This window comes from Deltaproteobacteria bacterium (genome assembly GCA_019310525.1).
Taxonomy (GTDB): Bacteria; Desulfobacterota; DSM-4660; order Desulfatiglandales; family HGW-15; genus JAFDEE01.
Window position 1 is genome coordinate 1 of sequence record JAFDEE010000114.1, and the last position, 12482, is coordinate 12482.

The 12482-nt window shown below is 52.2% G+C and carries 11 protein-coding genes; 2 read left to right on the forward strand and 9 right to left on the reverse strand.

What is annotated here, in order from left to right:
* Positions 1 to 552 precede the first annotated feature (552 nt).
* Both JRF57_15280 and JRF57_15285 read left to right on the forward strand, forming a co-directional pair.
* On the forward strand, positions 553 to 1857 hold the full coding sequence (locus JRF57_15280; GenBank protein ID MBW2305065.1) for an MFS transporter: 1305 nt from the start codon (positions 553 to 555) through the stop codon (positions 1855 to 1857).
* Between the two features lie 121 nt (positions 1858 to 1978).
* The gene (locus JRF57_15285; GenBank protein MBW2305066.1) at positions 1979 to 3352 is read left to right on the forward strand and encodes an FAD-binding oxidoreductase; all 1374 of its coding nucleotides are present in this window, start codon (positions 1979 to 1981) and stop codon (positions 3350 to 3352) included.
* 12 nt (positions 3353 to 3364) lie between these two features.
* On the opposite strand, the gene JRF57_15290 is transcribed toward JRF57_15285, so the two are convergent.
* The 9 genes from JRF57_15290 to JRF57_15330 form a co-directional block, all read right to left on the reverse strand.
* The gene (locus JRF57_15290; protein MBW2305067.1) at positions 3365 to 4273 is read right to left on the reverse strand and encodes an aminotransferase class IV; all 909 of its coding nucleotides are present in this window, start codon (positions 4271 to 4273) and stop codon (positions 3365 to 3367) included.
* Between the two features lie 288 nt (positions 4274 to 4561).
* Complete coding sequence (gene ald / locus JRF57_15295; GenBank protein ID MBW2305068.1) at positions 4562 to 5668, reverse strand: alanine dehydrogenase; 1107 nt, start codon at positions 5666 to 5668, stop codon at positions 4562 to 4564.
* A 1038-nt stretch (positions 5669 to 6706) separates the two neighbouring features.
* A complete protein-coding gene (locus tag JRF57_15300; GenBank protein MBW2305069.1) occupies positions 6707 to 7006 on the reverse strand; it encodes a hypothetical protein in 300 nt (99 codons plus the stop codon).
* On the reverse strand, positions 6999 to 7517 hold the full coding sequence (locus JRF57_15305; GenBank protein MBW2305070.1) for a nitroreductase family protein: 519 nt from the start codon (positions 7515 to 7517) through the stop codon (positions 6999 to 7001). The genes JRF57_15300 and JRF57_15305 overlap by 8 nt, the downstream gene beginning before the upstream one ends.
* 100 nt (positions 7518 to 7617) lie before the next feature.
* Positions 7618 to 8337, reverse strand: a complete 720-nt coding sequence (locus JRF57_15310; GenBank protein MBW2305071.1) for an aspartate/glutamate racemase family protein — start codon at positions 8335 to 8337, stop codon at positions 7618 to 7620.
* Positions 8338 to 8922: 585 nt separating this feature from the next.
* A complete protein-coding gene (locus tag JRF57_15315; protein MBW2305072.1) occupies positions 8923 to 10476 on the reverse strand; it encodes a hydantoinase/oxoprolinase family protein in 1554 nt (517 codons plus the stop codon).
* Positions 10473 to 11579 carry a DUF917 domain-containing protein gene (locus JRF57_15320; GenBank protein ID MBW2305073.1) on the reverse strand — a complete coding sequence of 369 codons (1107 nt, stop codon included), beginning with the start codon at positions 11577 to 11579 and terminating at the stop codon, positions 10473 to 10475. The genes JRF57_15315 and JRF57_15320 overlap by 4 nt, the downstream gene beginning before the upstream one ends.
* Before the next feature lie 23 nt (positions 11580 to 11602).
* Positions 11603 to 12046: an Lrp/AsnC family transcriptional regulator gene (locus JRF57_15325; GenBank protein ID MBW2305074.1), complete on the reverse strand. Its 444-nt coding sequence runs from the start codon at positions 12044 to 12046 to the stop codon at positions 11603 to 11605.
* A 205-nt stretch (positions 12047 to 12251) separates the two neighbouring features.
* On the reverse strand, positions 12252 to 12470 hold the full coding sequence (locus tag JRF57_15330; GenBank protein MBW2305075.1) for a transposase: 219 nt from the start codon (positions 12468 to 12470) through the stop codon (positions 12252 to 12254).
* Between the last annotated feature and the right edge of the window lie 12 nt (positions 12471 to 12482).

Consider the following 12482-nt stretch of genomic DNA (forward strand, 5'->3'; position numbering starts at 1 on the left):
TTTTATGGAGTTGAAGGTCTATTTCTAAATATGCCGGGCTCCCGGAGAAAATCCCGAGCCCCTGGCGAGTACTTCAATTCGATACCAGGCTCCAGGGGCCGATGGCGCCTTTTCTTTTGTTCTGAGGCTCCCAGGCTGGTGTTTTCAGCGGCTTATCAGCGGGGGACACCTGCCCGCCGGTCACTTCAGAAAAGTGGCCATCGGCCCCTGCTCGAGCCATCCGTGTTCACAAAGATACCCAGGTGTGGCCGATCAAACCGAGACCTTTGAAGGAAGACGGGTTGCTGGAGAAGATCCCCATGTCCTTTCAATGTATGGTGCCTCTACCGTTTGGTATCCTAAGCGGGGTGGTTGACATTTTCGTCTGAAAGGGAGCCGTGCCTCCGGTGCCGGAGCTTTTTCCCTTGACCCGGAAAGACCTCTTTTCTATAGTCCACCGGTTGTTTCTGGATCATGATGCCATCTGGTTTACTCGACGGAGGGTAGGTAAAAGACGCACGTCCACGGCTAAGAATCGAGTTGAAACAGTGGACTCCGCCTTGTTCCCGGTTCATGAAGGATGAGGGTTTTGTGAAACCAGCTACACGTTCATGGCGATGGTTTGTTTTTGGTATCGCCTCGTCTAATTTTTTCCTCTCACAGTTCTACAGGGCCTCCAATGCCGTCATCGCACCCCAGCTCATCAGGGACCTTTCCCTTTCGACCGAAGAACTGGGATTGCTTTCCGCCGCCTTTTTTTACGCCTTTGCCTTGACCCAGATTCCAATCAGCATGACCCTGGACAGGATCGGTCCAAGGCGGCTCATGACAGGCCTTTCTCTACTGGGGATTGCAGGGGCCTTGATCTTCTCCCTCGCTGATTCCATGGCCTGGGGTCTTATCGGCCGGCTTCTTCTCGGAGTGGGCATGGCCTGTAACCTCATGGGGACCTTCAAGCTTCTTACTACGTGGTTTGGTCCCGAGCGTTTCGCCACCCTATCGGGAATCGTTTTTTCCATCGGGACGGCGGGCAATATGTCCGCCACAACGCCGCTGGTCCTGATGGTCGATCGGCTCGGGTGGCGCGGCGGTTTCCAACTGATCGCCGCTGTCAATCTCCTGATCGTCCTGGTGTTTTTCCTCCTGGTGCGGGACAGGCCCGAAGAAGAGATCTCCTCTGATGCCCCTGTGCCGGAAGGAAAGCCCTCACCAAGGGGAATATGGGGGGATCTCCCCCGCCTTTTCCGGAGACGGGATTACTGGATTATCTCTTTCGGGACATTCGTGAGTTACGGTGTTTTTTCCGCATTCCAGAACCTTTGGGCGGGCCCGTTTCTCATGGACGTATTGAAATTCTCTCCGGTAAAGTCCGGAAATGCGATTTTTCTCCTGAACCTCGGCATGCTCCTGGGAGGACCGCTCATGGGGGCCGCCTCGGACAGGGTTTTTCACGGCAGGAAATGGGTGGTGATCCTGGGCCATGTATTCCTTTCATTCACCGTATTGAGCCTTGCGGGATTGCCGGTTGAATCCGGATTCGTACTGGTTGCCGGCCTCTTCTTGGGGTTCGGCCTGTTCCGGGCCTCAGGTCTTTTGATGTATCCGCATATAAAGGACCTGATGCCGATTGAAATGGCCGGAACGGCCATGACCGGGATCAACTTCTTTACCATGATCGGTTCGGCCGCCTTCCTCCATGGCCTTGGAAGCCTCATGCAGGCCCTCTACCCCGGGGCTTCAAGGGGGCACGATGCCTTCCAGGCGGCGTTCATCCTGTGTGGTGTTTGCCTTTTGGGCGTTGTAGTACTTTACTGTTTTACCCGGGAAAGTGGAAAAACAGGCGCTCAATCCTCCATGTTCAAGGCCGCGCGGGAGTGATTGAAACCCTGCCGTGGAGCCCCGCTCCTGTTCCGGCAGGATATGATTTGCCCTTTTCTTGCCCCTGAACCGGATCTTCAGGGCCGATTGCCGGACGAAAAGGACTTTGGAGTAGGGAAAAATGGATATTGTGACGGATCCTGACATCCTTTCAGCATACAACCAAGACGCACTTGGACTTCAGGGGAACTTCGAGGGTGTGTTTCGTCCATCGAGGGAAGAGGAAATAATCGAATTCCTGGGCCAGTGTGCAGCCGAGGGAAAATGTGTGACGGCCCAGGGCCTGCGTTCTTCCCTGACAGGGGCCTCTGTCTGCGACAGGGGCTACGCACTTTCCCTGGAGAAGATGAACCGAATCATTGACATTGACGTCAAGAGGAGAAGGGCCCTGGTTCAACCCGGGGTGATCACGGAGGATTTCAGAAAGGCCGTGGCTGAGGCCGGACTGTTCTATCCCTTGGATCCCACAAGCGCCGGGGAATGCACCATCGGCGGGAACGTGGCAACGAATGCATCCGGGTCCGGCACCTTGAAGTACGGCAGCACCGGGGACTGGGTGCGAAGAGTCCGGGTTGTGGATGGACTGGGGAGGCTCGTCGAGGCGGGGAGGAATGCTTCCGAGAAGCATAGCGCAGGATATGGTGCCCTGGTTCATCCTTTGCGTCTTTTCCTGGGATCGGAAGGCACCCTCGGAATCGTCACCGAAATCGAATTTGCCTTGCATCCCCGGCCCCCTGAATCATTTCTCGTCATGGTTTTCTTTATGGGAATCGAGGACGCATTGAACTTCGTAATCGAGGCCCGTGAGAGTAGAAAGTATTCTCCAAGAAGCATGGAGTTCCTGGATGAAGCCTGCCTGGAAATTCTGCGGCCCAGAGCCGAAGGAATATCCATTCCCGGGGAGGCCCGTGTCATGCTCTACTTTGAACAGGAATACCGTGACGAGGAGGACAGGGAAAAGAGACTCGAAAATTGGCTTCGGTTGATCGAGCGCTATACAAGGCTGGATCAGGACACCCAGGTAGCCCTAAGTGACCGCCAGAAGAGACACCTGCTTGATCTTCGCCACCATGTCCCCCAGGCAATGAACGAGGAGAGCGCCCGGGCTGTCAGGAACGGTGGATGCAAGATTTCAACTGACTGGGCTGTGCCTTACCGCAGGTTGCCGGAACTGTTCACATACTACGATAGCATCAAAGATCTTCTCGGCGATATGCTCGTTGTTCGGTTCGCTCATCTTGGAGAAGGCCATCCTCACTTCAATTTCATCGCCAGGAATGAAATGGAGAAACAGGTGGCGGAGCATGTGGATTTCCTCCTGGCGAGGAAGGCGGTTGAACTGGGAGGTACGGTGGCAGGAGAGCACGGGATCGGTAAGATGAAACGAGAGCACTTGTCCCTTGAATACCCCGAGAGGGTGATCGAGGCGATGAAGGCCATAAAAAAGGTCTTTGATCCGAAAGGGATTCTTGCGCCCGGAAACATCTTTCCATAGGATCCTCCGGTTTCAGCCTACCGGTTGCAGCCAGTCTTTAAAGCGCTCATCACGGGAATTGCAGATATCATCCATAAGCTTCATTATATCTCTTGTAATGGGCCCGGGCGCTTCTCCAAGCATCCTGTCTTCTATCCTTTTGACCGGGAGAACCTTTATGCCGGTATGGCACACAAAGATTTCGTCTGCCCTTATCAAGTCTTCAGGCAAAATTTGTTCTTCGGATGTTTGAATTCCAATCGCAGGGGCTGCTTCGAGGATGGACATTCTGGTGATGCCAGAGAGGATATTCCCCAGTGGAGGGGTCTTAAGTATACCGCCCTTGATCATAAAGACTGATTCAATAGATCCCTCTGCAACATAACCTTCAGTGGTCAATAATATACCGAGATCAAAACCTCGGCTTACGGCGTCCTTACGGGCCAGCATACCGTTCAGGTAATTGGAACAGGCCTTTGCTTCTACGGGTACTGTTGCCGGGTGTATTTTACGCCATTTGCTGAAGCAGATATCAATGGGTTCCGCTTGGTCGAGACCCAGATCGTGGGTTGCCGGGATTCCGCAGATAGCAAGATCGAGTTTGGAGTCCAGGACCAGAGAGATGATCGCTTCTTCACCGTAGTAAGCCAGGACCTTTATGAGGCCTCGACTGATGTTATTCACTTTTACTGAATCCGACACCGCCCTTGCCACTTCCTCCTTCGTATAGGCCATTTCCATGCCCAGGAGTTCGGCACTCCCGAAAAGACGCTCGAGGTGCTTATCCATCCTGAATGCCGTCGGACCTTTCGGACCCGGGTGAATTCCGAATACATCGAAAATGGCCGATCCTCGGCTGAAGCCATGAGAAAGTACATGTACATTCGCCTGTTCCCAGGGTACCATTTTGCCGTTCATCCATACCTGCAAATGATTAAACATTTCTTTCTCCTTAACTGTTTCCTGGATTTCTAAACGTTATGTAATGTTTCTTTATCCTAAACTGAGCGTTTCAAAATTTTGATGAGATCCTTTTTTGAAACCCTCAGTTCAGGTTTATGCTTCCTGAGGGCGTCAGGGTCCCATCACCAGTTGAGGCAACCACAGGGAAATCCCGGGAACGAAGGTAACGAGCAAAAGAACAGGCAAGCTCCCAAAGATAAGGAAAGGGAGACGGTCCTTTACAAACGCCGATACCGGAACTCCCGAAACCCTGGCATCGGGGTGTCACTAGAAATCGACCTGTGCGCAGCCCATTCCAAAGGCCTCCGCTACGGCGGGATAACAAATCTGGCCGTTCATCAGGTTAAGCCCTTTTTTCAGCGCCGCATCCTCGGCCATAGCCTTTTCAAACCCCTTGTCGGCAATCGCCAGACCGTAGGCCAGTGTTACGTTTGTGAGGGCTATGGTGGAAGTACGGGGCACGGCTCCCGGCATGTTGGCAACGCAATAATGGACCACGCCTTCTTCGATGAAAGTGGGATCTTCATGGGTGGTGGGATGGGAGGTTTCACAACATCCGCCCTGATCAACTGAAATATCTACTATGGCCGAGCCAGGCATCATGCGCCTGACGATCTCCCTTGTGATCAGTTTTGGTGCCTTGGCACCTGGGATCAATACGGAGCAGATGACAAGGTGGCTATTCAGGCATTCTTCCTCGATATTGGCCGGATCGGACATGATAGTCACCAAACGTGAATCGGTGATGTCATCCAGATAGCGAAGGCGTAAGGGGTTATTGTCCAGAATGGAGACTTGGGCACCGAACCCAACCGCTACCTCTGCTGCTGAAAACCCTGCGACACCTCCGCCGATGATCGTAACACTGGCAGGGCGGACTCCTGAGACACCGGAAAGCAAGATACCCATGCCCCCATTCTTGGCTTCAAGGCTGAACGCCCCCATTTGGATAGATAACCGCCCGGCGACCTCGCTCATTGGAGAGAGAAGCGGCAGGGATCCATCATCCAGTTGAACCGTCTCATAGGCTATCCCTACTATTTTTCTGTCGAGGAGTTTTTGGGTTAATTCCTTGTCTGCGGCAAGATGGAGGTAGGTGTAAAGGATCTGTCCGGGTCTCATTCGATCAAATTCCGGGTCTATAGGCTCCTTTACTTTGATAATCATCTCCGATTCGGCCCAAACAACTTCGGGGTTGTCCAGAATCGCCGCCCCTGCTTTTGCATATTCCTCGTCCCTGAAACCGGACCCCAATCCAGCTCTCTTTTCGACAAATACCTGGTGTCCATGATCAGTAAAGGCCTTTACCCCTGCCGGAGTAACCGCCACCCTTTTTTCTGCAGACTTGATCTCCTTGGGAACGCCTATTTTCATGAGTTTTCCTCCTTCCTTTGCAACTCCAGATGATATTTCGATTCCTGCCTTTCAGCCTGATTAGAAAAGTCGTTCATAGCCCGTTAATGTCCCATTCCGGGGATGGGAGAACCTTGGGCCTTCATGTGAAGATTTTTGTTGGATCGTTTTTTGAGTAGGGTTCAAGGATTCAAGGGGTCCAGGGTTCGAGTGAGAAATCGGGATTTAAGGAAAGATGATTTTCACTTGACCCCTTGAACCCTCGACCCCTTGACCCCTAAAACAATCGTCTTCAGCCGATGTAGTTTAATTGCCTATTCCGTCCAGAGACTTGGTTTCAGCAAAAACCATAAAGTTTTCACCGAAAAGGGTTTGAGGGGAGTTTTTATTATTGTAATATGTAGAAATGGTATTACCATAAGGCTATTAGTAAAGTCAAATAAAAATTGAGAGCCCTTTGAAAAACGTCCTCTTTTGCCCAATCTTCCGCCTTCGCTCTGGCTACGGCGTGACAAGCGGCGTCAGGCTCAAACCGGGGACCCACCCGTTGGGTGGGGAGTCCAAGTGAAACGCGGACAAATTTCAATCCTCGAAATACTTCAATGTATGGTGCCTCTGCCGCTTGGCCTTCCAAGCGGGGCGGTTGAATTTTTCGCCTTCCTTGACCTTGGGCAAAAGAAGACGTTTTTCAAAGGGCTCTTGGAATCAAGAACACGAGTTGTCAGGGCTTTTGCCGGGATCGGGTGTGGAGATGATCCGGGCCTAAAAAAGGACTTGCGGTATGAGTGTTATCCATCCAGGCTCTGGAATGGATAGATTGATGAGGAAGGAGGCCCTCCTTATTGTTAAATGTGACATTGGCTCCGTGTGTGAGGTCCGGACCTTTCGAGTGCAATAGTCAAGTAAATCGAGCTCTAGACTGAGTCTCTACAATGGCATATTGGCATTGCTCGTTACGAAAGTCCGCCAATTTTAGGTGGAAGTTGCTTTGGATCCCCTCACCACTGTCATTTACCTTGGACGGGTAGCTGTTTTTACCAGACAGGACAGTATCAGCCGTCAGGATCCTTTGGTAGCGTCGATGGCATCAACTACTAAAAAGACCATAGACTCCAGAAATTTTTCGAACTCCTCCTCTGTTTCCATGGCGCTATATTTCCCTTCTTCGATTCTATCCCTGATCGCCCTTAGCCGCTCACTGGACATACCGAACTCATCCAGAATGTCTATGAGCCTGCTGGCCGTGTCCACCAGCCGAAACGGCCCGTAGCGGGCGGGTTCATCCATAAGGTTCCTGGCGGAAACGATAATATAGGAGACCACCTCAAAAATTTTTTCCTCAAAAACCTGCTTATCCATTGTAGGCCTCGAACCAGTAAATTCCATTGAAACGTCGCTCCGGCGGTGGGGGAATCTTCGCCGGATGACCGATGCTTACCAATAGGTGCGGAAGGATATGCTCCGGCATACCCAAAAGCTTTGCCACGGCACCCGGATGAAATGAGGCTATGACACAAGTGCCAAGGCCCATCTCGTATGCCGCCAGCAAGATGTTCTGGGCCGCCATGGCAGAGTCCATTTTGGTTATGGATTCCGGCCCCATCTTGCCTCCCTTATGCCTGGCCGCCTCCATGTCCTGAGCGATCACAATGAGCGCAGGAGGATCACCCAAAAGACCGGGACTTACCATCTTGATCTTCTTCATCATCGACTTTTCGGTCACGACGACGAAGCGCCAGGTCTGTCCGTTTCCTCCGGATGGCGCCCAGACGGCCGCCTCCAGCAGTTTGATCAAGGTTTCCTTGTCAACCGGCTCGTCGGTAAAACTCCTGATGCTTCGCCTTCGTTTGATGGCCGTCATTACATCCATGTCCGTTTTCCTCCAGACTGAATTAGTGCCCGTCCATAAATGAGAAAATTTGTGCAAGGTCAAGGAAGACGAAAATTGACCATTTATGGATGGAAGCGAATTATAGAATCCTCTCCTTTTCCCTGGGTTTCGGGTAAGTCACCTTGGAGTGGGAGATACCGCTTCGGATCATTGATTCCAGGAACCCGATGGCGGCCGCTGTAGGTTCCACAACAGGCACCTCCCTGCCTTCCCTGGAAAGGGCTTCCTTGAGTGCCTTGCCCAACCCCAACATACCTGTGCAGCCGAGGACTATGGCCTCAGCCCCATCCTCGACGACCGCCTTATCGATCTGCTCAAGCAGCCTGGTTAGGAGCCTGTCCCTGTCGTCCAGTTCCAGCACCGGGGTATCGATGTCCCGGATAGAGGCCATATTGCCTTCGATACCCAGCTTTCGAGCCAGGTTTCTTATAAGAGGGACGACTTCTTTTAGAATGGTGACCACCGACCACCGGTTGCAAATGGCCGATGCCATCAAGGCTGAAGGGCGGAAGGCGCCTATTACCGGGATAGAAACCGCCTCCCTGGCTCCGTCCACGGCAGGGTCCCCGAAACAGGTGACAAATACGCCGTCGCAGCCGTCCTTCTCTGCTTCTATCACCTTTTCAAGGATGTAAGGGTTGGCCAGTATTTCATCGTAAGTGCTCTCGATAGAGGTCGGACCCTTCTCAATGCAGGCCCCGTCGATTTCGGTATCCGGCGATTTGAATTGATCGGCCTCCTGTATTGATTCATTGACCAGCCAGTCGCCGACGATTGGTGATACGATTCGGATTTTCATTTTTGCCTCCCGAAAATATACAGTGGTCTGTTCCTCGTCCCACTTATGAGGGGCCGCAGGGTTTGGGTGGGTAGGGTGAGGCCGTGCCGACCGTCTGAGACCTTTGAAAAACGCTCCCTTTTGCCCAATCTTCCGCCTTCGCTATGGCTACGGCGTGACAAGCTGCGTCAGGCTCAAATTTTAATTCGAAGTCGACCCCATACCTTTCTGACCATCCGGTCCAGGCTGGGCCCCAGACCGTCCGGTAACAGTACGATTACCAAGACAAAGATAAGCCCCATGATAATACTCTGATATCGTTCCACAGATGAGAGTAATTCCGGGGTCAGCTTTACTATCATCGCGCCGATCAGTGGGCCGTAAGGCACAGAACGTCCACCAAGCAAGGGTATGAAGTAGATATAAAGCGTTGTGAAAGCGTCGACATCCACAGACGATATCGCTCCATTGAAGTGGCTCTTCGACGTTTCATGTGGATTTAAGTAAAATATCAATTGGAGCAGCGATCAGGTAGATCATGGTAATAAATGATGGCATCCATCTTCTCTCTTTTGAGGTCGTTTTCATAGGGTAGCGGCGGACACATTATTTCAGTTCTCCCACCGCTTTTACTCGAAACCGGACCGCATTGGACGGCAGGTAGGCAAGGGGGATTTCTTCAAGATCCACGATCTCAATGGTTTTTTCATCAGCCCCGGCCCTGATCGCTTCTTCTATGGCGGCTTGCTTGACTTCGGCAATGACTGCGTCCCGGCCCTTGGTGGCCACGTCAAACACCCCATCAATGGAGCCGGACACCTGACTTATGGCCGCACCGATTGCATTGGCCACGTCGAAGTTGTCAGGTACTATCACCTCGCTGGCACCTTTGAGTTCCTTGGGCACAATGATGGAACCTCCCCCCACAAGGACAACCGGTATGTCGCCTGCTGAGGTCTTCATTCGATCAATGATCTCTTCGACCATTGATTTGATCCTGACGTTGGCCCGCTCGCGGACGCCCTTATCCATTTTCGAGACGAGTCCGGGATCGCCAAGGGAAAACTGGCCGGAGGCCACTGCTACGTCTGTGGCCGTCAAGGTCGAGCCGCCAAAGACCAGGGCTTCTTCCGTGATCCTGTATCCTACAGACTCCGGACCGACTCTCACCTGGTCATCATCCGATTTGACCAGCGATCCGCCCCCCAGACCAATGGAAATCAGATCGGGCATCCGGAAATTGGTTCTCACTCCGCCGATTTCCACCGCCATGGATGACTCCCTGGGAAAGCCGGCCTTAAGTACCCCGACGTCGGTTGTCGTCCCGCCAACGTCGACAACAACGCAGTCGCTGAGCCCTGAGAGAAAAGCTGCCCCTCGTAATGAGTTGGTAGGTCCTGATGCGATAGTGAAAACCGGGTACTTGCGAGCGTAATCCACGGCCATCAGGGTGCCGTCATTCTGGGTGATGAATAAATCCGCGGTTATCTTGTGCTGCTTGAGAATGTTTTGAAACGCACTATAAGCATTATTCGCTATGTTCAGGATTGCAGCGTTCAAGATTGTGGCGTTCTCCCGCTCCAGGAGGCCCAGGGTCCCCACTTCGCTGGACAGGGAAATGGAAAAATCATCTCCGAAGATCTTCCTGGCTATCTCGCTGGCCTCCATTTCCTGATCGCCGTTGACCGGCGAGAAGACGCAACTTACTGCCAGGGCTTCGATGCCGAGTTCTTTCAGTTCGCTCAAGGCCGATTCGATCTCAGATTTGTCAGGCCTGGAGATGAATTTGCCGTCGTATTCATAGCCTCCCCTGACCATCCTGTAATTACTGCCGATATGAGCGGGCATGTCGTCAGGCCAGTCCATCATCGGTGGCAGGGCCAAGCCGCACGGCGCTCCCAGCCGCAAGACGCCGACCCTGGCCAGTCCCTTGCGCTCAACGATGGCATTGGTGGCGTGGGTCGTGCCCAGCATCGCGTGTTGAATCGAGGAAGGGTCAATCTTGCTGATATCCAGGACAGCCTCCACTGCCTGGTTGATACCGGAGGAAATGTCCTGAGTGGTGGGACGCTTGCATTTGGCAATGAGTTTGTTTGCTTCATCCAAAATCACTGCATCGGTGTTGGTTCCACCTACGTCGATTCCGAGACGATATTTCACGGCCTGTCCTCCTTGCTTTCCACTCCCCCGACGAGTTCTTCGATAGGTACATAATCGAGGTCATACTTGAAGTAACGCGGTCCGACTTGCTTGAGCCCCTTTTCCGTACGCCAGATGGGAGCACAAGGCATACCGATGATGATCACCCTCTGTCCGTAGCGGAGCGTTTCAGTGGTGATGGGTGTTCCGCTCTCCAAATCCAGTACAGTGATCAGATCGGGAACCATTGCCTTCGGCTCACCGTCGATGTAACCGATCAGGTTTTCGTTCTGGAAGTCCATATCGAACACCTGGCCTTTGTTCGGACCCAGACCTTCAAAAGAGGCACGCCCCCTGACGAAACCGGTGGACAGTTCCCGCTGGACATCAACCACCTTGCCCTCAAAGATGGGAAAACCATTAGTGATTTTTAAGATCGAATCCACAGCGCTTATATTACGGGAATGGGCGTCAATGATTGCTTTACCGATTTCGATACAAAGGCTGATGGTTCCCCTGATGGCGCTTTGCTTAATCGTCTTGCCATTCATTACGTACAGACCGATCATTGAGGAGAGGCCCATGGCAACGGTTACCGCCCGAGAGAGGGTCTCTACCCATGCATTGTCGATCGTGCGCAGAAGAACTTGATTCCCCTTTTCATCAGCACAGACCATGGGGGACGCCGGCACACCATCCAGAGAGAAAGAGACCATGGGTATCTCCGGGAAGGCCCGGCCCATGCCGTCGGCATCCACGAGGGGCACCCCCAGTCGGGCTGCAGCGTAGACCGGGATACAAGAGTTGATCCCGCCGGCCTCCAGGGACATGGTCGCTACAGCCGGCTTTTCCAGAAAGCCCTGAACTGTCTTGAAGCACAATTCAGGCTCTCCACCGTTGGGGAGCTTTTCCAGCATAACCGAAGGAGCGCCCATCATGGCCGTTGGAATAACCCAGTCATCATCGGCCAGATCTTCCACGCTGATGAGACGCACCTCACCTTTTTCCTTGATCGCCTGCTTGGCCATCAGCTTCCCAAGATAAGGGTCTCCACCTCCACCAGTGCCCAGCACAGCAGCTCCGATGGCAAGGTATTCAATGTCTTCCACATTTAGATATCGCATAAGAAATCTCCTGGGTTATGGGCCTACAAAACATAGCGAAGTTGCCAGTTGACAGCATCCATCGTGAAGAAAGTCTCCACCGACACCAGACCATCCAACTTGGCCAATTTATCGAAAATAAAATCCCGGTGAGAGTATTTTTCGTTGAAAAAAACAACGGCTATAATGTCAAAACCCCCACTGACACAGGCAGCAGCTACCACGCCCTTAAGCTTACCTATTTTTTCCAGTAGTTGCTTAACCATCCTGGGCTCGGCCTTTATCCCTATAATGGCGGAGTAGTGCCCGGGAATGGCCTGGGGATCAACCAGGCCGATGATCTGAAGGATGCCGTTTTCGATTAGTTTGTTTACCCGCGCCCTGACCGTATTGGTGGTAACGCCTATCTCCTTTGCAATCTTGCTGAACGGTATACGCCCGTCCCAAAGACGTCGAATGATTGCCAGGTCAATATCGTCTGTTTTCATGCTGACTCCACCCTTAGTTATTGCAAATTATTTGATAATGTTTTTTGGCTATTGTCAAATATTTTTTTTATTTTTTTGTTGTTAGCACAAACCATAATTGCACATCACAAAAAATTAATCTAGTGTCCATCCATAAATGGGCGAAATTTGCGTCTTGGGCGAGGGAGCACAAAGGTGATGTTACCCCGAAAAAGTGGACACTGTGTTAAGCCGCAAGAGGGAATTCACCATACTCTTGTGGGGTTAGGTAATCAATTGACGAGTGAGGCCTTTTTCGGTTGTAAAATATTTCGATGTAATAAAATAAGCTTTGGATTGCTTGGGACCGACTGATGTACCGATAGTGGTTGACCCATTCGGTCTTTAAACGGCCGAAGAAGCTTTCCGCAACGGCATTGTCGTAGCAGTTGCCCTTACGGCTCATACTGCAAATCAT